The sequence below is a fragment of the Mucilaginibacter sp. 21P genome (assembly GCF_019331605.1).
GTDB lineage: Bacteria > Bacteroidota > Bacteroidia > Sphingobacteriales > Sphingobacteriaceae > Mucilaginibacter > Mucilaginibacter achroorhodeus.
Window position 1 is genome coordinate 4,099,997 of sequence record NZ_CP063061.1, and the last position, 21,535, is coordinate 4,121,531.

Annotated in this window: 20 protein-coding genes; 10 read left to right on the forward strand and 10 right to left on the reverse strand. The window is 44.4% G+C overall.

Annotated elements, in window-relative coordinates; genetic code table 11:
- Positions 1 to 24 precede the first annotated feature (24 nt).
- The 4 genes from INP83_RS18325 to INP83_RS18340 all read right to left on the reverse strand — a co-directional run bounded on the left by INP83_RS18325 (position 25) and on the right by INP83_RS18340 (position 4,840).
- Positions 25 to 1,119 (reverse strand): efflux RND transporter periplasmic adaptor subunit, encoded by a 1,095-nt coding sequence (locus INP83_RS18325; RefSeq protein WP_146270502.1) that lies wholly within the window; start codon positions 1,117 to 1,119, stop codon positions 25 to 27.
- Positions 1,120 to 1,249: 130 nt separating this feature from the next.
- On the reverse strand, positions 1,250 to 2,521 hold the full coding sequence (locus tag INP83_RS18330) for a TolC family protein (protein ID WP_219125402.1): 1,272 nt from the start codon (positions 2,519 to 2,521) through the stop codon (positions 1,250 to 1,252).
- A gap of 142 nt (positions 2,522 to 2,663) precedes the next feature.
- Positions 2,664 to 4,040, reverse strand: a complete 1,377-nt coding sequence (locus tag INP83_RS18335) for a HAMP domain-containing sensor histidine kinase (protein WP_219125403.1) — start codon at positions 4,038 to 4,040, stop codon at positions 2,664 to 2,666.
- Positions 4,041 to 4,162: 122 nt separating this feature from the next.
- Positions 4,163 to 4,840 (reverse strand): response regulator transcription factor, encoded by a 678-nt coding sequence (locus INP83_RS18340; protein ID WP_219125404.1) that lies wholly within the window; start codon positions 4,838 to 4,840, stop codon positions 4,163 to 4,165.
- A gap of 106 nt (positions 4,841 to 4,946) precedes the next feature.
- Between INP83_RS18340 and INP83_RS18345 the strand changes: the two genes are divergently transcribed.
- Positions 4,947 to 6,146, forward strand: coding sequence for an MFS transporter (locus INP83_RS18345; RefSeq protein ID WP_219125405.1), 1,200 nt, complete (start codon positions 4,947 to 4,949; stop codon positions 6,144 to 6,146).
- A gap of 5 nt (positions 6,147 to 6,151) precedes the next feature.
- Here the strand turns inward: INP83_RS18345 and INP83_RS18350 are convergent, their stop codons facing one another.
- The 4 genes from INP83_RS18350 to INP83_RS18365 form a co-directional block, all read right to left on the reverse strand.
- Positions 6,152 to 7,066, reverse strand: a complete 915-nt coding sequence (locus INP83_RS18350) for a ChbG/HpnK family deacetylase (RefSeq protein ID WP_219125406.1) — start codon at positions 7,064 to 7,066, stop codon at positions 6,152 to 6,154.
- 5 nt (positions 7,067 to 7,071) lie between these two features.
- Positions 7,072 to 8,226, reverse strand: coding sequence for an acyltransferase family protein (locus INP83_RS18355; RefSeq protein ID WP_219125407.1), 1,155 nt, complete (start codon positions 8,224 to 8,226; stop codon positions 7,072 to 7,074).
- A gap of 404 nt (positions 8,227 to 8,630) precedes the next feature.
- On the reverse strand, positions 8,631 to 10,517 hold the full coding sequence (locus tag INP83_RS18360; RefSeq protein WP_219125408.1) for a M1 family metallopeptidase: 1,887 nt from the start codon (positions 10,515 to 10,517) through the stop codon (positions 8,631 to 8,633).
- A 202-nt stretch (positions 10,518 to 10,719) separates the two neighbouring features.
- Complete coding sequence (locus INP83_RS18365; RefSeq protein WP_219125409.1) at positions 10,720 to 11,229, reverse strand: DUF892 family protein; 510 nt, start codon at positions 11,227 to 11,229, stop codon at positions 10,720 to 10,722.
- Between the two features lie 106 nt (positions 11,230 to 11,335).
- On the opposite strand from INP83_RS18365, the gene INP83_RS18370 reads away from it, so the two are divergent.
- From INP83_RS18370 to uxaC, 4 genes are all read left to right on the forward strand, one after another.
- Positions 11,336 to 12,280, forward strand: a complete 945-nt coding sequence (locus tag INP83_RS18370) for a Smr/MutS family protein (RefSeq protein ID WP_219125410.1) — start codon at positions 11,336 to 11,338, stop codon at positions 12,278 to 12,280.
- 108 nt (positions 12,281 to 12,388) lie between these two features.
- Entirely contained in the window at positions 12,389 to 12,859 is a 471-nt protein-coding gene (locus INP83_RS18375) for a hypothetical protein (RefSeq protein ID WP_219125411.1), read from the forward strand.
- A gap of 135 nt (positions 12,860 to 12,994) precedes the next feature.
- The gene (locus tag INP83_RS18380; protein ID WP_219125412.1) at positions 12,995 to 14,050 is read left to right on the forward strand and encodes a glycoside hydrolase family 130 protein; all 1,056 of its coding nucleotides are present in this window, start codon (positions 12,995 to 12,997) and stop codon (positions 14,048 to 14,050) included.
- A gap of 308 nt (positions 14,051 to 14,358) precedes the next feature.
- Entirely contained in the window at positions 14,359 to 15,765 is a 1,407-nt protein-coding gene (uxaC, locus tag INP83_RS18385; protein ID WP_219125413.1) for a glucuronate isomerase, read from the forward strand.
- Positions 15,766 to 15,852: 87 nt separating this feature from the next.
- Here uxaC and INP83_RS18390 read toward each other — a convergent pair whose 3' ends face one another.
- Entirely contained in the window at positions 15,853 to 16,113 is a 261-nt protein-coding gene (locus INP83_RS18390; RefSeq protein ID WP_219125414.1) for a hypothetical protein, read from the reverse strand.
- A 71-nt stretch (positions 16,114 to 16,184) separates the two neighbouring features.
- Between INP83_RS18390 and INP83_RS18395 the strand changes: the two genes are divergently transcribed.
- The 5 genes from INP83_RS18395 to INP83_RS18415 all read left to right on the forward strand — a co-directional run bounded on the left by INP83_RS18395 (position 16,185) and on the right by INP83_RS18415 (position 20,806).
- Positions 16,185 to 16,706 carry an RNA polymerase sigma factor gene (locus INP83_RS18395; RefSeq protein ID WP_219125415.1) on the forward strand — a complete coding sequence of 174 codons (522 nt, stop codon included), beginning with the start codon at positions 16,185 to 16,187 and terminating at the stop codon, positions 16,704 to 16,706.
- Positions 16,687 to 16,956 (forward strand): hypothetical protein, encoded by a 270-nt coding sequence (locus INP83_RS18400; RefSeq protein WP_219125416.1) that lies wholly within the window; start codon positions 16,687 to 16,689, stop codon positions 16,954 to 16,956. Before INP83_RS18395 ends, INP83_RS18400 begins: the two co-directional genes overlap by 20 nt.
- 17 nt (positions 16,957 to 16,973) lie before the next feature.
- Positions 16,974 to 17,660: a ClpP family protease gene (locus tag INP83_RS18405; RefSeq protein WP_219125417.1), complete on the forward strand. Its 687-nt coding sequence runs from the start codon at positions 16,974 to 16,976 to the stop codon at positions 17,658 to 17,660.
- Positions 17,661 to 17,946: 286 nt separating this feature from the next.
- The gene (locus INP83_RS18410) at positions 17,947 to 19,326 is read left to right on the forward strand and encodes an alpha-L-fucosidase (RefSeq protein ID WP_146270534.1); all 1,380 of its coding nucleotides are present in this window, start codon (positions 17,947 to 17,949) and stop codon (positions 19,324 to 19,326) included.
- 172 nt (positions 19,327 to 19,498) lie between these two features.
- A complete protein-coding gene (locus INP83_RS18415; protein WP_146270536.1) occupies positions 19,499 to 20,806 on the forward strand; it encodes a zinc dependent phospholipase C family protein in 1,308 nt (435 codons plus the stop codon).
- On the opposite strand, the gene INP83_RS18420 is transcribed toward INP83_RS18415, so the two are convergent.
- Positions 20,793 to 21,530 (reverse strand): 4'-phosphopantetheinyl transferase superfamily protein, encoded by a 738-nt coding sequence (locus INP83_RS18420; RefSeq protein WP_146270538.1) that lies wholly within the window; start codon positions 21,528 to 21,530, stop codon positions 20,793 to 20,795. The two genes, INP83_RS18415 and INP83_RS18420, sit on opposite strands and share 14 nt — an antisense overlap.
- Positions 21,531 to 21,535: the final 5 nt, after the last annotated feature.

The window sequence follows — 21,535 nt, forward strand, 5'->3', positions numbered from 1 at the left end:
CTTGATTCTTGACATCTTGTTTCCCTATTCCTGGGTTAGCGCATTGTAAAGCAGCAGCTGGCTTTTAGATACAACCATTTCGCCGGGTTTAACGCCTGATGAAATGTAAGTTACATTGTCTACGGTTTTAATGGTATCTACCGCACGCACTTGCAGATCGCACTTGCTTTTGTACACTACTACAAAGAACTTGCTGTTATCAAATATTACTGCCGATGCCGGTACTGCCACAGATGTAGCCGATTCTTTATTGGTAACCACCACATTGGTAAACATCTCCGGCTTAAGCAATAGATCGGGGTTGCTGAGCGCTATGCGCACTTTCATCACCTTATTATCAGGGTCAAGTACTGAACTTACTTCGTCTATCTTACCGTTGAATACTTTATCAGGATAAGCAAGGGTGGTTATCTTAGCATCGTAGCCCTTTTTCACTTTGGCAATGTCGGTCTCAAAAACGTTTGCCCAGATCCATACATCTTTCATATCTGATATAGTGAAAAGGCTGCTGCTGTTATCCGGGCGAATAAAGTTACCCGCAGCTATATTTTTTTCCACAACATAACCGCTGCCCGGTGCCTTGATAACCAAAGTACCGCTGGCGCTGGTGTTGCCGCCGCCATTGATGGCAATTTGCTGCTTTACCTTTGAGTTGGCTGCAACCGCTTTATTGTAATTCTCTTTCGCTTCAGTGTAATCACGCTCGCTTGAGATACCGTTTTTAAACAGATATTCTGCCTGGTCTAACTGGCGTTTTGCGATTGAAAGGTCTGATTTAGTTGACGACAGGTCTGTATAGTTGCCGGCAACATCAGCACTGCGTAAAACGGCAAGTGTTTGGCCTTTAGTTACTTTATCGCCCAGGGAAACCTTTACTTCCATTACCTGGCCGCTGGTTACCGGGAAAACCTTAACCACTTTATTCTCGTCAAATGATACCTCGCCCGATAACGGAAGCTCATCTGCCATTTGGGTACTTTTTGCGGTGTCAATTTCAACCATTTTAGCTAACGAATCGCTGATGCAAACCTGTTTGGTTTCCATGGTACCCGTTTTCTTTTCCTGGCAGGCGGTGAGGCCCAGCAAACCGAGGCCTAAGTATATGAATTGCTTTTTCATCAATGTTTATGCGGGGGTATATATTGTTATTTTTATGTTTTGTTTAGCCCCCTCTAAATCTCCCCCGAAAGGGGAGACTTTTAGTCCCTCTCCCCCGGAGAGGGGTTTGGGGAGAGGCTTACTTCTTTACTTAAAGCGGTGATACCACCGTTGCGCCAACGGCAAAGTTTAATTCGGCAATGGCCTTTTGCAGGTTCAGTTTCTGATTAAGTATTTTCAACTTGGTATCGCGGTACGAGTCAAAAAAGTCTACAAACTCCTGAAGGCTTATCTGCTTTATCTGGTAAGCTTTGGCCATACCACGGTACAACTGATCGTATTTATCGTAAAAATCATCTTCCTGCTTACCAAGCAACTGCTGACTTAAACCATACTGCTTTACTGCCGAATACACATCGTTATTTAACCCTACTTCGGCGTTTTTAAGAGTGTACTCCTGGCTTTGCGCCGTAAGCCTGGCGTTTTTAATGTTACCCTGGTTGCGGTTCCATAAAGGCAGCGGCAGGCTTATTTGCAAGCCCACATAATTACGGGCATAGCTGCTATTCTGGTCAAAGGCACTTCCAACGGTAACATCGGGCACAGCAATTGCCTTTTGTAAAGCAAGGTTGTGCTGGTTTTGGTTTAACTGGTAAACGTTAGATAAGTAGTCACCACGGTTTGCCTTAGCCTGTTCAATCAATGATGGTACATCTAATGCTACCTGGTTATTTATAAATCTTATTTGAGGGGCAATAAATTTTGATGGATCTGTAACCAGCAGCGTTTTCAATTCAGCTTCCAGATCGTTTATCTGGCGATCTATCTCCACCAGGTCATTCTGTAAACCAAATAGCAATGCCTTTAAACGGATAAGATCTTTTAGCGAGTTATTACCGTTTTGGTAAGATTTATCGATAGCGTTAACCATGGCACTTGCCGAAGTGATCTCAGTTTGATAAACCTTGCGTTGTTCCATCAGGTTGTTAACCTGCGTAAAATCAAGTAAAAGGTTGTAACGAAGGTTACGCATCAGATCATTAAATTCTGCTTGTTGTATCTGCACCCCATCCCGGGCTATTTGCACTTGCTTACCACGTTTGCCGGCTGTTGTAAACACCTGGCTTAACTGAACAAAAATTTGCCCGCGGCCATTGCTATGGTCAAAAAATTTCTTGTTGGCGTCAGTAATGTTTTGATCAGTGCTAAGTACAGGGTTGTCCCATAATTTGGCTTGTTTAATAAGCGCCTGGGATGCATCAACATTATACTTCTGCGCTATAAGTTGCAGGTTATTAGTGAGGAAGAGTTTCTCTGCATCCTGAAAGGTTAAGCGGAGTGTATCGGTTTGTGCCGATGCTCGCTGACCAATTAAAAGTGCAGAAAATACACATGCGGATATCTTTAAATATCTGAGTAACATTAGTGCGATTGTTTGATGAAACAAAGCTATCACACCAAAATTAAAGCTACATTAAAGGTGCATTAGAAAGTAATTAGAATTAATGTAAGGCTTATTTTGTGTCCTGATAAATAAATAGTTAACGATTAATTAAAGCCTTAAATCACAACAAAATTTCCTCCGGCTTGGTAAATTCCACAATGAAGGTACTACCGTTTTGCCCATCAGATTCAACACGAATGGAGCCATTAAACAGCTCGATAATTTTAACGGTTATGTACAATCCTATCCCACTGCCGGCCACCATTGTATCTTTATTTACCCGCACAAAAGGCCGGAAGATACGATCGATATTTTCTTTGCTTATTCCGGGCCCTTCGTCAGTAACGGAGATACGTATCCATGCTTCTGTGGCTTCAAATGCCAGTATAACGGGCTTGGCGTTTGAATATTTAAACGCGTTATCGATAATATTATTTAAGGCGATATAAAGCATTTGCTTGTTGGCCGGAATGGTCAACAAAGCTTCGTCTTCGGGCAGGTCTGCTAATTTTATACGCAGCATGCCGGCTCCCTTGCGGATAATCCACTGCTCGTCCAGTTCCCATATCAACTCATCTACCCTAACCGGCGAAAGTTTTGCGCGGGTATAATTAAGATCAACCTGGGCAAGCTCCATCAGGCTGGCAATGGTTTCCTGCAGTCGTGCGCCGTCCATTACTATCGATGATAAAATTCGCTGGTATTCCTTAGGCTCGCGGTCTTTCTCCAAAGCTACTTCTACCTCCCCCATGATACTGGTAAGTGGTGTACGCAACTCGTGCGATGCGTTGGCTACAAAGGTTTGCTGCAATTCAAATGCATTTTGCAGGTGGGCAAGCAAGCGGTTAAAATTATCTATCAGTACTGCTATCTCATCCTTATTTTTTACCTGGTTAACCCGCATGTGCAGGTTGCTTGATCTGATGAGCCTTATTTGCGCAATTATGCTATCAACGGGCGATAAAGCGCGCTGAGCAAACCACCGCCCCACAAAAAACAGCAATACCCCGAAAATAATGAACAGCGAACCGGCGATCTCTCCCAAAACCAGCATACGCCTCGGCGTATTGTTGTCTACAGCCGAAGCCAGTATCACAAAATCGCCCTGGTTGTCATGGAAAAACTTACCAACTACCTTGCGGGTGCCCTCTTCGTATTCAACCAAACCCTCCCGGCGTACCTGTTCAATAATACTTTTTGTCCAGTAAATGTTATGGTTCACCTTAAAGGCCGACATGTTATCCTTGTCGTACACGCGTATCACTTCATCGGGCAACTTCTCCAGATATTCATCCTGTACCTGTATCAGGGAATCGGCGGCAAGCTCATCGGCTTTCAGGTAAACCTGCGAGGCCAGGTTAACGCGGTCGCCCAGGCGGTTGTAAAAATCCGCAACAAAAAACGAATACACTGCAATGTAAAGTGCCACCAATACCAGCAACAACGCGCCCGAACTGAGCAGGGTAAAGGTGAGCGAAAGGCGGGTTTTTATTTTCACGCTGGTGGAATATTGATTTAACGCATAAGGTCATTTCGAACGAGGTATGAGGAAAAATCTTCTACAAGCGATACTTACAAGTTTCCTCCTCTCTCGCAATGACGTGTAGGATGTTTTGGAATTTAATCCTTCAAAATATATCCCATACCTATCACGGTATGAATCAGTTTCTTCTCAAATCCCTTCTGGATCTTGTTACGAAGGTAATTTACATAAACATCAACCATGTTGGTGCCGGTGTCAAAGTTAATTCCCCATACGCGCTCCATAATATGCTCGCGCGAAAGCAGCTTATTCGGGTTTTTGATGAACAACTCCAGCAGGCTATATTCTTTTGCAGTAAGGTTTATCTGTTTACCATCGCGCTCGGCGGTTTTATCCCAGGTGTTCAGGCGCAGGTCGGCAAAGCTCAGCACGTGGCTATCGCTGTCGGCCAGTTTACGGCGGCGCAGCATGGCCTCTATACGGGCCAGCAATTCATTAAAATGGAAAGGCTTAACCAGGTAATCATCCGCACCGGAGTGCAAACCGCTTACTTTATCATCTATGGTACCTAAGGCACTCAGCATTAAAACAGGTATCTGCGGCTCGTCCATGCGCAGTTGGTGGCATACTTCTATACCGGTCATATCGGGCAGCATCACATCAAGTATCACCAGATCATAATCATTGCTGTCAAATAACTTTAAAGCAGCTTCTCCGGTTGCGGCAACGTCTACCTCATAATTATGTTCGGCAAGTCCCTTTTTTATAAACGACGATACTTTTTCTTCGTCTTCAACAACGCAAATTTTAGCCATTGTGATGTGCTTTTGTCAGTTAACTTTCACAAATATACGTGTTACAAGCAGATTAGTTTGTGCAGGGTTTGACCGCAACCCCCAATTATTTACGTTTGCACCGTAAATGAACTCAACTGCCACCAACAACACACCCAAACTTCACCCCGCAGTAATACCCGTTATGGCTGTTGCGGCCGGTGTAACCGTTGCCAATATCTATTATAATCAGCCCATTCTTAAGGACATAGGGCAATCGGTACAAGCTACCGGTGCCGAAATAGGAAAGGTATCGATGTTTGCGCAATTGGGTTACGGCCTGGGTATGTTTTTTTTGATACCCCTTGGCGATAAAGTAAATCGCAAAAACCTCATATTGCTTTTAAGCTCGCTGCTTATTGTTGCTTTAACCAGTTTTAGCTTTGCCACCAAAATATACCAGGTTTATGCACTTAGCTTACTGGTAGGCCTGCTGGCAACATCGGCACAGATACTGATGCCTATGGCAGCTACGCTGGATAGCGTTAACCGCGGCAAAACCGTAGGCAAGGTTTTTAGCGGCATATTGGTTGGCATTTTAGGCGCGCGGGTAATAAGCGGCTTAATTGCCGACTGGCTGGGCTGGCGCTGGGTTTATGGCATGTCTGCCATAATGGTTTTTATGGTGGCCATTATGCTTAAATTTTACCTGCCCAACGTACCCGCTAAGTTCAAGGGCAATTATGGTAGCCTGCTAAAATCTGCCCTGTCACTGATACCCGAATTTAAGATATTAAGACAGGCTGCTCTTTTAGGTTTCTTTACCTTCGGGATATTCTGCTCGTTCTGGACAACATTAACTTTTCACCTTAGTTCAGACCCACTGAATTACGCTACCGGTACCATCGGTTTATTTGGATTGATAGCTATTGGCGGCGCACTGGTTGCACCATGGTTTGGTAAACTGGCCGATAAAGGTGATACCCATCGCTCTTTGCTGATATCCGTAGGGATGATCATTGCAAGCGTGTTGCTGATAAAAGTACTACCCTATTCGCTTATGGCGCTCATCGTTGCTATCTTCTTCCTTGACATCGGGGTGCAGGCTGCCCAGATTACCAACTTTGCACGTATCTACAGCCTCGACGAACATGCGCATAGCCGGTTAAATACCATATACATGACCACTTATTTTATAGGCGGTTCCGCTGGTACGTACTTCGGCCTGCTATCATGGAAGCTGGGCGGCTGGGACATGAGCACCTGGCAAATGCTGCTTTGGGGCGTTATTGCTATCGTTATTGTAATGGCAAGCAAGTCGCCAAAGTCTGCCAAAGGAAAAGCATAAGGCGCTTAGTTTTTTACCGTTTCTTTCTTCATGCCGGCGAGGCTCTTTTCCTTTATCAGTTCAGTGTAGTTGGTGAGCACAAACTTCTTGTTCACTAAAGCTTTAAACTCGGGCGATAGCATCATGTTCAATTCCGTTTGGCGGTGCAGGCTGGTAAGCGGTTTGCCATCTTTGCCATTCATCATGTTGCTATTCATATCAAACAGGGCGTTCATTTCGGGCTGCATAAGGCCAACGTGTATCACCACCAGGTTTGGGCGTGTAGCATTCAATTTTGTGCTTACATAATTTAAGAATGCCGATTTTTTAGTTGCCACCGGCTCGCCCCACATCTCATGGTAAGTTTCGCCGAAGTAAACTACATCGCTGAGGGTTGATATAGCTAACTTGTATTTGCGGGCAAGCTTCTCAGTAAGGGCACGCAGCTCAGGCGTTGACAACGCAATACCCATATGCGGATCTATGTAGGTTATTTTTAATCCCGATGCCTGCGCACGCTCAATCTGGGCCGAAAGCTCTTTCTCTACGTCATCAAGTTTATAACCGCTTTTAGCGAAGGCATCGGTTGATTGATGGAAGTAACCATCTTTATCAACTAAACTTGGCACAGCTTCGCGGCCAGTTACCGGTCCCCAGCGGTAATAGCGCCATTCTGATGTAAGCGTTAGGTGCACGTCTACGCTTATCTGGGGGTTTTTCTTTAAAATAGCAACAGCCTCCTGGTACCACGGGCAGGCAAATTGCACGGAGGCCGAGAACGGCATTTTAGTGTCGGCCATTTTTTGCATGGCCATGTTTACGGCGTGGCACATGCCTATATCATCCAGGCGGAGCATTAACTTTGGCAGTTTTTGTTGCGCGGATAGGTTACCGGTGATCAACAAAACAGCTAAGCCTAACAGGCAAATAGTTTTTCTCATATGAGTTATACTTTAAGAAATGCTTTTTTACGATATAGAAAATACAGCATGGCCCATTTTACCATTACAAAGCAAATAGCCATTACCACAATGTTCCAGGGGTCGCCAACTAACTGGCCCAGCCAGCCAAAGAAACCGGCGGTGGCATAATTCCAGTTGATGAATTTGCTGGAGATGTAGATGAGGATGGAGTTCATGCCGATCACCTTAAAATAGAAAGCCCAGCTTTTATAGCCCAGCACATCTATAATGTAATAGAACAAGGCAAGCAGCAATAAGCTAAGCCCGCCTACATGCATCACGAACGAACTTGTCCACAGGTTTTTATTGATAGGGAAATCAAGGTTCCATAGCTGAGCTACTACCAGGAATAGCACACCTGCTGCGGCAAGGATAAATGCTTTACGCCCTTTATGCTGATGACCCGTTTTGAGCAGTGTGCCTGCCAGGATACCTAACAAGCCTGTACTGATTGCCGGGATGGTTGAGAACAAACCTTCCGGGTCGTGAATTTTAAGATATAGCCTGCCGGGCAATATCAGCCTATCCATATAAGAGGCAAAATTGCCTTCCATAGTAAGATCGCCGGGTTTAAAACCGGGTGCCGATGTAAATTTGAGTAACAGCCAATAACCGATGATAAAAATCCAAAACCAGGCAAATTGCCACTTGCGATTGGCAAAAAGATAAATAAGATTCGCAAACATGTACGCAATACCTATGCGGCCCAATACCGATGCAAAACGGATCTCCTCTAAAGGTTTTAACTCCTTCAGGCTGTTATTGACCAACAGACCCAGTAAAATAAGAATGATAGCACGCCTAACAACCCGCCAAACCAGTTGGCCTTTTGTAGCGCCCTTTTCCAGTTCGCGGCCAACAGAATAAGGTGTTGCCACCCCTGCCAGGAACAAGAAAAGCGGGAAGATGAGATCGTAAACGTGAAAGCCATTCCAATCCGGGTGGGTGAACTGTGTAGACAAAGCCTTCCAAAACGGCGAGCCCGTTACCTTAGCCATGGTGTGGAAGATCTCTTCGCCGCCGATGATCCAGAACATATCAAACCCGCGCAGCGCATCTAATGAATAAAGGCGCTCATAAGTAAAAGGAGATGTATTTACATCTGCAGAAGCAGGGATATCAGGTTCAGTTGCAGCCATTATGATCAATGTTAATTGTTCCCGGAAATTGGTTTAGCTAAATATAGTGCACTTTTTAAATTATTTAAGAAAGTGTGATGGAAATATCTTTGTTACAATGATTTGGCTGGGTAATTCAATTGCCCGGTGAAGTTTGTTTTTACAAATACGATGAGAAAGAATAAGTGAATCTACTGCGGTGAAGGACCAAACGTCAACGAATTTATGCGGCCTTCGCAAAAGGCGGTAAGCACTCCACTGGTCGAAGTTTTTAACTTCGATCTAAAGTATTGCAAGCATCCTGCTTGCGTGTTAAGCTGCAAGGTTAACACATTTCGGGTCGGAAGTTACGCTGCGCTAAACTTCGACCAGTGAATGATAATAGCTTTAAACAACAAAGCCCTCAAATGAGGGCTCTTTCTAATTTATTTTTTCGGCATCCAGACATTATCAGCCGGGGTGGCATCCATAAATATGCCGTTATCCAGCGTTATGGATTTTAAGCTTTTGCCGCGTTCATTTTTAAAGGTAACCAGCGTTTCTTTTTGGTTCTTTTCCCAAACAGCGGGGGTTTGGTGGATAGTTTTCTTGGTACCATCGGTGTACTCGGTGACCACATCGAACGGAATAGCGAAACCGCCAATGTTGGCAACCGTAAAGGTGTAACCATCTTTGCCTGTCACTACATTTTTAATAGCCAGATCATCATAACCATTGGTAAAGAACCAGTTGTTAAAGAACCAGTTTAAGTTATGGCCCGATACGTTGCTCATCGAGTTGAAGTAATCCCAGGGAATAGGGTGTTTACCATGCCATCTGTCCATGTATCCGTGCAGGGCTTTTTTAAATAGTTCATCGCCAAGCATATCCTTAAGGGCAAGGTAACTTAATGATGGTTTACCGTAAGCATTGTTACCGTAGCCGGTAGTAAGTTCGCTGGTTTGGGTAATGGTAGGGATATCCTGATTGCTTGATTTATTGTTGATCCAGCCGTTGATACGGAATTGTTTATAGAAGGCATCAGCTTTCTCTTTGCCTTTTTCGGCAGTGCCTATCAGGTACTCAAGCGTTGTAGCCCAACCCTCGTCCATAAAGGCATAGCGGGTTTCATTGATACCCATGTAAAAAGGGAACCAGGTGTGCGCTATCTCGTGGTCCTGCACCAGTTGGGCAAAACCCGGGTCGCCCATTTGGCTGTCGTTCACCATCATTGGGTATTCCATATCGGCAAAGCCCTGGAAAGCTGTCATCTTAGGGAACGGGTAAGGTACGCCCGGCCAGTTACTGCTGAACCAGCTTAGTGCGTTGCGACCAAATTGTACCGATTGTTTGAAATCAGTTCCCTGTACAGAGTACGCAGCCTGCATACTTGAACGGCGACCGGTAGCCTTATCAACCACAACACTGCCGGCATCCCATATATAATGGTTACTGATACCCACAGCCATATCACTGATGTTGTTGGCAGTCCAGGTCCAGGTGTTGGTCTCGTTTTGGGCAGTTACTTTGCCTGCGGTCATTTCATCGGCGGTAGCTACATGTATGGTGCTATCACTGGTAAATGATTTTTGAAGACGCTCATTGATATCTTTCTGTAATACCTTAGTTGGGTTCTGCAGCATACCGGTAGCCCAAACAACATAGTTTTTAGGTACTGTTACGTTTAAGGTATAGTCGTTAAAATCGTTATAAAACTCCTGTGCATCTACAAATGCTACGCGGTCCCAGCCATTGTAATCATCATAAACAGATACACGCGGGTAGAAATAAGCCAGATAGAAACTTGTCTGATCTATCATACCCTCACGGCCGCTTTGTTTTGATACATCAAAGTGCCAGGTGATATCCAGCTTAACCGAATCATGCGGCATCAAGGGCTTTGGCAGAGCGATCATCTCGTTAGTGGACGATCTTTGGTCGTTATTCCATTTGCTGGTTTGGCCGCCAACCTTAAAGTCATCTACCTGTACACCTTGCGTTAAATAATCAGGGCTGGTGTTACCCATCCGTGCAGCACCGGGGCGGTGAATGTTCAGGATGAGTTTCATGTTCAGCCTTTTCAAAGTATCGGGGCTGTTATTGACATAGGTTATGGTCTCAACACCTTTTACAAGCGAAGCTGGCGGAGCGGTAGTTATTGAGATCTCGTAACGGGCACGGTTTTGCCAGTACTTTGGTCCGGGCTTTCCATCCATGCTACGGGTACCCTTGGCGTAAGCTGCCTTGATATCCCTTGGCTGGTAAAGCGTTTGAGCTTGCAATTGTAACAGCGCCGTGCCGAACAATGCGGTAACAAATAGTTTTTTTAACATCGTTTTATTGATAAATAGTGGGTTCAGTGCAGCAAATGTAGGGTTTCTGGCCCGTATTAAAGTTTTCTTTAAAGGTAAACGAATTGTTACAAAGGCCCTATTGTATGCTGCCCTGTTATTCCTTTACTTTGTGATAAGTTATTTTAGTAGGGGTATTAAATAACTATACAGAGCCGGACGCTTTTAGTCCGGCTTTGTTTTTTTATGCGGTTTTGTCCTTAGTTATATATTCCCTGGCTATCAGTGTAAACAACTTGTCGTTGTCTGCAGAATCATCTAAATTTTCAGTTAGTATTTGCGTAACCTCGCTGTAGTTCAGTTGCTTTGCAAGCATCATTAACATACGGTATGAGGTGATATTGATGTGTTCCAGTATCTGCACGTATAGCATCAGGTCAAGATCATTCAGTACCGGCAGGTCCTGGTTATCGTCCATGCAAAAGTCATCATTAACCATATTGCTGATGGGGTTGCATTGTTCTGCCGACGGACTTTCGTTAACCAGCGTATAAATTTCTTCCATACGCTTAATTTGCTTTACCACATCGCCGGCAAATTCCTGCAGGGCTAACTTCAAGCCTTTAAAGGATGCTTGTTCTATGAGGCTGTCTGCATGCTTGCGCAAAATGCATTTGCCGCTATAAATACGGTTAAGATGATGCAAAAAAATGCGCTTAAGCGTAGCGGCGTTGGTGTTGTGAGAGGTAGTCATTATTAATGTAGATAGGTAAGGCAAATGTATGAAACAAACATATTTGCAACCAAAACTGACGGTTAAATGTTGATTAGAAAAGCCATGTTTAACTTATACTTGTGCCATGAAATATAAATTAGGTGATTTTGTGCGATTTGTTGACGAGAAGATGGAAGGCTACGTAACGCGCATTATTGATGAGCAGATGATTGGCGTTACCGGCGACGATGACTTTGAGATACCGGTGCTTTCCAATAAAGTAACTTTTGTACACGGCCGTGGCGAAGACAGCCATAACGAAGAGATTGTACAGGAAGTTAAAGCCCCTGCCGGTGAATTTAAAAGCAGCGGTGTGCATGTGGCTGTAGTAGCAGATGCGCACGCTAATTCATTAGTGCATTTTTACCTGGTTAACAAAACATCATACCAGCTGTTGCTAACGCTAACTTCAGAACAGAACAAGCAGTACAAAGGCGAATTTGCAGGCATGGTTGAGCCGCAAGGGATTGCTAAAATTTACTCTGCAAAACTATCTGATCTGCAGCTTTGGCCAAAATTTACGTTCCGCGCGTTGTTTTTTACGAAGCAGAACCAGCCGGCGTTAAGTCCGCTTGATGTAAATGAGCAGTTTAAGGCCAAGGATTTTGCGGGAGCCAAGAAGACCATCCCCTTTATTAAACAGCAAGGCTGGATGATTCGGTTGGATGAACCCGAACTGATTATCGATGCTGAAAAATTAAAGGAAAGCTTTTTTAAACCGGCTGAAGAAAAGCAGGAAGTGCAAAAACCAGCTTCAGAGATAGACTTGCACATTGAAAAGCTGCGTGATGACCATCATTTTTTAGGTAGCTCTGAGATATTGAATATCCAGGTAGATCGCTTTAAGAAAGCTCTTGAGGCGGCCATTGTACACCAGATGCATGAGATAACTTTTATACACGGTGCAGGCAATGGAATTTTAAGGCACGAATTGCATAAGCTGTTAGCTAAAAACCAAAAAGTGCAAACTTTTATGGACGCTCAAAAGGAAAAGTTTGGCTACGGGGCCACCAAGGTGATCATTAAGTAGAACGTGCGACTTTAAGCGTAAAACCAATAAAATATGTAAATTATTATCCTTTGGCATGGTAAATGTTATTCTTTAGTTAAGAATATAAACCATTAATAACATACTACTATGAAAAAGATGAGTGCAATAATGGCGACAGCGATCGCGGCGATCGGTTTAAATTATGCAGTGGCAAAAAACCACACCAGCAACGTAATTAGCAAGGCAACTTTTGATAATAAGGCATTAACTGCTAACCAGGACACTGTTCCAAAAAAACAAAAGACCAGGACAACAAGGCCTATAGTACCAAATACGCCAACAAACCCTACAACGCCTGCTATGCCTACAACGCCTAACACGCCAGCAAATCCTACAAACCCAAGTTACCCAACTACACCTACAAATCCTACAATGCCAACTACGCCAACATCACCAACGATGCCGGCACCAACAACTCCGGGTGTGCCAAGTACAACACCATCAACCATGCCTGGTACCACACCGGCTACACCAACACCAATGCCGTCAACTTCGCCAACAGCGCCAAGTACAACGCCGGTGGGTGCGCCAACAGTGCCACGCAGCACAGGCAACTAATTTCAAATTGCTCGTTTTATATAATCGAAAGAGCTCCGGACTTCCGGGGCTCTTTTTATGTAATATATTACCTGTTTTACATATGGTCTAAACCATTGAAGAAGCCGACGGTTATATCTTAAATATACACCTGTTATGGCCGACATTGCTAAACGATTTCCGCAAAACCCCCTGCTTTCTCCCAAAGATCTTAAACCCAGTACCGATGGCCTGCTCATTGCCTGCCTGTTAAACCCGGGGGTGTTCAGGTACGAAGATAAGACCTGGTTACTTGTACGTGTTGCCGAGCGGCCGCAGCAGAATGAGGTACACGTATCCTTTCCGATACTTACCGAAACCGGGGAAACCAAGATAATGGAAATTGCGCTTAACGATGCCGACCTGATTGCTACAGATGCGCGTGTTGTGCGCTACAAAGGTGTGGACTACCTCACCACCCTATCGCACCTGCGCTTGCTTTGCAGCGATGACGGTATTAAGTTTTATGAACCCGAAGGTTATCCAAAACTGTTTGGTAAAGGGCCATTGCAAACCTTTGGTATAGAAGATTGCCGGGTTACCGAACTGGAAGATAAATTCTATCTCACCTTTACTGCCGTTAGTGATAGCGGCGTAGGTGTGGGTATGCGCACCACCGCTGATTGGAAAACGTTTACAGAGCACGGCATGATATTGCCGCCGCACAACAAAGACGTAGCTATTTTTGAGGAAAAGATAAACGGTAAATATTACGCTTTGCACCGCCCCAGCAGTGTTGATATAGGCGGCAACTTTATCTGGATCGCCGAATCGCCGGATGGCGAATATTGGGGTAACCACAAATGCATACTTAAAACCCGCGAAGGAATGTGGGACAGCGGCCGGGTTGGTGCAGGCGCAGCACCCATCAAAACAGAAAAAGGCTGGCTGGAGATTTACCATGGTGCCACCCGTGAACACCGCTATTGCCTGGGAGCCGTTTTGCTTGATCTAAACGATCCGTCAAAAGTATTGGCACGCTCCGTTGAACCTATCATGGAGCCTATTGCACCATACGAGATAACCGGTTTTTTCGGGCATGTGGTGTTTACCAACGGCCATGTACTGCAGGATGATGGTGATACGCTCACCATTTACTACGGTGCGGCTGATGAACATGTTTGCGGAGCTAACTTTTCTATCAAAGAGATATTTGCCAATTTGGGCGTGTGAGGGCATTTTTTTCGCTGTGGTCGACTCACCCCGACGTCGCTTTCGCTCGTCGACCCTCTCTACGCAGGCGTAAAGAGGATGAAAAACTTTCCATAATTAATTTTTTCACGCTTTCTACTGCAAACAGCAAAGGGGGTAAGAAATAAAACTTTTCTGCTTATCCTATTTTTGCGTAGCGAAAAGAGGGTCGATGAGCGAAAGCGATGTCGGTGTGAGTTAACTATCCGATAAATCAAATTTCAAGTTTTTGGACTTCGGACTTTTGAATTTTAACTTAATACAATACATTGCCTTATTATTAGCCTTGTATGAAAAGCTTTTTAGATGATGACTTTCTGCTGCACTCTGATACCGCCCGTCGCCTGTATCATGATTATGCGAAAGACATGCCTATTATAGATTACCACTGTCACCTGCCGCCCAATCAGATAGCCGGCAATATCAACTTTAACAACCTTACCCAGGCCTGGCTCTACGGCGACCATTACAAGTGGCGCGCCATGCGGGCAAACGGTATCAGTGAAGAATATATAACCGGCGGAAAATCAGACTTTGAAAAGTTTGAAAAATGGGCGGAAACTGTGCCCTATACACTACGAAACCCTTTATACCAATGGACACATCTGGAGTTACGCAGGTATTTCAATATCGATTCGAGGTTAATGGCCGGCACTGCAGATTATATTTATGAGGATGCCTCCGCCAAATTACAACAACCCGACTTTTCTGTGCAGCAGTTGCTTAAAAAAATGAACGTTGAGGTGGTTTGCACTACCGATGATCCGCTGGATGATCTGTCCCATCACGAGAAATTGAAAAAAGAAGGCGGTATCGTTAAGATGTTTCCTTCTTTTAGGCCGGATAAAGCCATGTACATAGAGGACGCAGCCGCGTTGAATGCCTACATTACCCGGTTGGAGGAAGTGGCCAATACGCCTATCGTTAATTTTGATGATTACCTCTACGCGCTCAAAAATCGCCATCATTACTTTGCGGCCAACGGCTGCATGGTGGCCGATCATGGGTTGGAGCACATCTACGCCGAAGACTATACCGACGAGGAGATAAGAACCGTATTTGAAAAGGTGCGATCAGAAAAGCCTGTTACCAATGCAGAAAAGGTAAAATTTAAATCGGCGATGCTTTTTAACCTGGCACTGTGGCATCACGAAAAAGGCTGGGTACAGCAGTATCATTTGGGTGCTTTAAGAAACAACAACAGTCGTTTATTAAGCAAATTAGGGCCTGATACCGGTTTCGATTCTATTGGCGATTTTAGTCAGGCACGTGCCTTGTCGCGTTTCCTGAATAGATTGGATAAAGACGACCGTTTAGCTAAGACGATCATCTACAACCTTAACCCCGCCGACAATGAAGTAATGGCTGCCATAACCGGTAATTTTAACGATGGATCGATGGCTGGTAAAGTGCAGTTCGGCTCGGCCTGGTGGTTTTTAGACCAAAAGGACGGGATGACCAAACAGCTCAACGCGCTATCAAACATGGGCTTGCTAAGCAGGTTTGTAGGCATGCTTACCGATTCGAGGAGCTTTTTGTCTTTTCCGCGACACGAATATTTCCGCAGGTTACTGTGTAATTTGTTCGGCGAGGATATAGAGAACGGCGAACTGCCCAATGATATAGAGTGGACAGGGAAAGTGGTCGCCGATATCTGCTATCATAATGCCAAGGATTATTTTGGGTTTAAGATGTGAGCCGTTAAATGACAGATCGATTGCGTCTATAGAATAAGGTGTCACTGCCAAGAACAACAGTGCGGCAACCGCATAAGCAGTTCTTCGTTAGGAACGGCAGTAAATTATCAAAGTCAGTGGATGTACTTTTTCTTTTTCCGCAAAAGAAAAAGTACCAAAAAGAAAACTCGCGGCTGCCGCAAAATGCTTTAAAGTTTCTGCTAAAGCAATGCCTGTGGTTATCGCCTTTTGCGAAGGCCGCATGAATTCGGTTATCTTAGGTCTATCACTGTACTTATAATTCACCTTCTTACTTTTATTTCCTTCTTGGCAGCAAAAAAGCTTCGGGCAGAATGACGGTTTTGCCATAGCTTAAAATTATTTGCAATTTTACGGTGATATATCCCGCTCCTACCGCACATCATTATAAAAGCAAGTATATGGTAAGCACAACAAGCAGAGAGCAATTACTAACGGAGCTTTATGAAAGCATGTTCCCTGTAGTGGCAAAGTATGTGGCCAGGATGGGCGGCACTTTTGATGACGCCAAAGATATTTTCCATGATGCGTTAGTTGTGTACTATGAAAAGGTTATCGCCGGCGATTTTGAGGTTTCAAATAATAAAGCTTATCTCACCGGCATTGCAAAGCATCTTTGGTTCAAGAAATTCAATGAGCAAACTGAATTAAAATCCATAGATGATAATTCGTTTGATATAGCTGATGAAGCCGACGAACAGCCATCGACCAAAAAAATACTGCATTACCTGCAAACAGCTGGCAAGCGCTGTATGGATATTTTATGTGCGTTTTATTACGACAAGCTTGCCATGCGTGATGTGGCAGAAAAATTTGGCTATGCCGGTGAACGGTCGGTTACTGTGCAAAAGTATAAATGCCTTGAGAAAGTGAGAGAAACGGTTAAGCAACAATCCTTAGAATATGCGGACTTCGTTGAATAACACCAAACTAACAGACGACTATGTGAATGGTATGCTGCCTACCGGCGACGCGTTGCTGATGGAAGCACGGCTTATCCTTAATCCGGACTTAGATGAGGAAGTAGACTTGCATAAGCGCACGCTTAACATTGTTCGCCAGTATGGCCGTGAATCACTTCGTGCACAGATCGAGGATATTCACCAGCAACTGTTTACTAAACCACAGCATCGAAGTTTCAAAGATCTTGTCTTTAGCTTCTTTGAACGTTAACCCTTAATATTTAAGAAATGAACACAAATGAGTTCCGCAAGTATGCGGTGAGGCATCGCCATGTCCAAAGTTTGCATGTAGACCGGTTTATTGCTCGAGTAAACAACGCCAATATTACTGCCTCGCTCACACCTGCCATTATGGAGGAGCGACAGATGAACATCACCCAAATGGATGTATTCTCCCGTTTAATGATGGACAGAATTATATTTCTCGGTACCGCCATCGATGATCAGGTAGCTAATATTATACAAGCCCAACTCCTGTTCCTGCAGTCTACGGATGCCAAGCGCGATATACAGATTTACATCAATTCACCGGGTGGATCAGTATATGCAGGGTTCGGAATTTATGATACCATGCAATTCATCAATCCTGACGTTGCAACCATTTGCACAGGTATGGCAGCATCTATGGCGGCTGTAATTTTATGTGCGGGTGCTGCGGGGAAAAGAGCAGCGTTAACGCACTCCAGGGTGATGCTGCACCAACCCTCCGGCGGCGCACAAGGTACCGCCTCTGATGTGGAGATAGCAGCAAAACAGATTGCCATCATCAAACAGCAGCTCTATGAAACCATTGCCAAACACAGTGGACAAACCTACGAACGCGTTCATCAGGTGTCAGACCGTGACCACTGGATGATAGGCGCCGAAGCAAAGGAGTTTGGTATTGTTGATGAAGTACTGGGAAAGGAGATGTAAATTCAATTTGAGAGAGGGTCTCCGTTAGGAACGGTAGTGAGCAGCATGACCATTCACTGGTCGAAGTTTAGCGCAGTGTAACTTCCGACCCGAAATGTGTTAAGCTTACAGCTTAACACGCAAGCAGAATGCTTGCAATACTTTAGGTCGACGTTAAAAACTTCGACCAGTGGAGAAACACATCTCTTTATTCTTCATCTGCCAATCAAACATATCATCATGCAAAAATCCTTTAATCAACCTTCAAAAAATATCACTTAATTTGGAGAACTACATTCTCCTGACCATGAAGAAACTGCTAACCGCTGTATTACTGCTTACTACAACGTTCTATTGCTCAGCTCAAACTAAAACAGATCTTTCTACGCTTCAACAGCGCTTTGTCGACCTTAAATTTGGGATGTTCATACATTTTAATATGCCTACCTACTGGGATGCAGACTGGCCTGATCCTGAAGCTTCGCCGGCGATGTTCAACCCAAAAAAGCTTAACGCCGACCAATGGGCTAAAGCTGCTAAAAGCGCTAACATGACCTACGGTTGCCTTACCACAAAGCATCACAGCGGTTTCTGTATCTGGGATACCAAAACTACCGACTACAACGTGATGAACAGTCCGTTAAAGCGCGATGTGGTGAAGGAATATGTTGATGCTTTCCGTAAGAATGGGTTGAAGGTAATGCTGTACTATTCTATTTTGGATACGCATCATAAGCTACGTCCTAACTCTATCACCCCAAAACATTTTGAGATGGTGAAAGCACAATTGACTGAGCTTTTAACAAAATATGGAAAAATAGAAGCGCTGATAATTGACGGCTGGGATGCACCATGGAGCCGTATCAGCTATGACGATATCCCGTTTGAGGATGTATACCGTTTGATAAAGTCGTTACAACCGGATTGTGTGGTGATGGACCTGAATGGTGCAAAATATCCTGCCGAGGGTTTGTTTTACAGCGATATCAAAACCTATGAAATGGGTGCCGGCCAGCGTTTGGATAAAGGCAACAACATTATGCCATCGTTGGCTTGTTTGCCTTTACAATCAAGCTGGTTCTGGAAAACCAACTTCCCAACCACCGCTGTTAAAGACCCGGCTAAGATGGTTAACGAACTAACCACGCTAAACAATGCGGGTTGTAATTACATCCTGAATGTGGCACCAAATCGCGACGGCTTATTTGACGATAATGCCATCGCTGCGTTAAAAGAAATAGGTAAGCAATGGAAAGGCAATGCAGCTGCACCTAAACTTGCGCCAACCGGCGAGCCTATCATATCTACCAATTTGGCAAAACGTAAACCAACCAACAGCAGCTGGAGCGATGATATGAACATTATGGACTTTGCCAACGATGACGATTTTACCACCTCATGGACCTCAAATAGCACCGTAAAAACCCCATGGTGGGAAGTTGACCTTGGCCGCGATACTGAATTTAACGCCGTAGGACTTACCGAACCTAAAAGCAACATCAGCAATTACCATATAGAGTACCTGCAAAACGGTGTTTGGAAACCGCTGGCCACCGGTGACATTGCCAAACGTGTAAAGGTACACCGCTTCAATACCGTTTGGGGCAACAAAGTGCGCGTTACAATAGATAAGGCCGAGAGCCAGCCCAGCATTGCAGAATTTGGCATTTACAACGAGAAAAAATAGGCCTTAGATGATGAAATGAGTGATTATTGTATTTCCTCTGCACTCGCTCATTCCATCATTCACTAATTCCGGTCATTCACATTAAGCCCTATCGTAACATTTACAATATTGTTACTTACAGGTAAAACACTGCGGATAGATTTGCGGTTGTTATCGCAATATAGCTACTGCAATGTTAACGTTTCGCGCCATTCGGGTTTATGTGTTTTCGGTGCTTTTAATTTGCCTGGCAAGCAGGCAGGCTAAAGCCTATTCGGTGTTGGCGCATGAGGCCATCATTGATGCATCATGGAAGCCTGTGCTGTACCCAATGATCAAAGAAAAATACCCCAATGCTACCCGCGAGGAAATGATAAAGGCCCACTCCTACGCTTATGGCGGCAGCATAGTTGCCGATATGGGTTACATGCCTTTAGGCAACGCATTCTTTACCGATCTGCTGCATTACGTGCGTAGCGGAGATTTTATCATTAATTTGATAAATGATGCCCAAAATATCAACGAATACGCCTTTGCACTTGGTGCTTTGTCACACTATATGGCAGACAAATACGGCCATTCCATGTCTACAAACCTCAACGTGCCGCTTGTTTACCCTAAACTGCAAAAGAAATTTGGCAACGTGGTTACTTACGAGGAGAACCATATGTCGCACAGTCGCATGGAATTTGCCTATGATGTTTTGCAAATTGGGCAGGGCGGCTATACATCAGAAGGTTATCATGATTTTATAGGTTTCAATATCTCCGTGCCGGTTTTAGAACGTGCCTTTTACAAGACCTATGGGCGCAACCTGAATACTATTTTCGGTAATATCGATGCCGATATAAACACCATGCGCTGGGGCGTACGCAATCTTTTTCCAAAATTGACCAAGGCTGCTTACGAATCAAACAAAGATCAGATATCAAAACTTAACCCGGGTATTACAGCCAAAGAGTTTCAATATAAAATGACCAGGCGGGCATTTAATCTTGAGTTTGGTAAACAACGGCAGGAACCTAAGTTTTGGGCTAAAGCCGCAGTTTTCCTGATAGGGATATTGCCAAAGGTTGGCCCCTTAAAGGCTTTAAAGTTTAAATCTCCCGGCGAAGAGGGGCAAAAATTATTTGCGCAAAGCTTTGATGCTATATTGAAGAACTATCACGCAGCACTTGCGGAGGTGCAAACCAATTCACTTGTATTACCCGATATTAACTTTGATACCGGTGAGCCAACCCAGTTAGGCAATTATCACCTGGCTGATAACACCTATGCCAAGCTGTTAGAAAAATTACAAGAGCAGGGTTATAAAACAGTATCGCCCGACTTACAGAAAAACATTGTTGAGTATTTTGCCAAGGCAGATACAAGTCGCATCAACAATTTAAAAAATAGCGACAAGAAAAAGTGGCTGCAAACAGCAGAGAGGGTAAGCGAAATAAGCAACCTTAAAACAATGCCAAGGGATAGCGTCCGCTCTTTAGCTACCGAAAATTAACGACGAAACTTTTAAGTTCCCATTCGCCGGCCATTGCTACTGCACATAAGTAATTATTGCTAAGTACCAGGCTTTGTAATTTCCAGTTATTAGCATTGCCACTCAACGCGTCAGCAAGTTCATGCGCGCCATCAAGCGCTGGCGTAATTATAAGATGTTCACCAAGCCCCTGCCCTGTCGCTTTTAAAAAAGCCTCTTTGCGTGTCCAAAGCAGATAAAATCTTTGTGTGCTTTCGTTTAATTTTATGAAATCGATCTCAGTTTCGCTAAAATGGTCGGGCAGGATATCATCAAACGGAAATTCAGGATCAATAAATTCAACGTCTGCGCCTACCGGCGATGATGCTATTGCAAGTGCTATCCAATCGCCGGAGTGTGATACATTATAATGAACAGCCGTTCCGTCATCCTTAAGCAGATAGGGCTTTTTATTATCGCCTAAAACAAATCGTAAAGCTTCGGGATCTTGATCGAGATATTTCCCCAATATCATTCGCTGCAGTGCCCTGCTTACCACAAACCGCTGCCTGTCTTTAAGCTGATGATACTTTTCCGCGCGCTGCAATTCATCAGGTTGCAAAATTGCCCGCAGTTCATTCAACCGGTACAGATTTTCCGGAATGTTTATCCGCCAAAGATGGGCTTCCCGGCTGCCGGGCAATTTAAAATCAGCTTGGCTGAGCCATATTACCTGTTCAATAAAAATATTTGTGAGCTGTCCCAAACCGC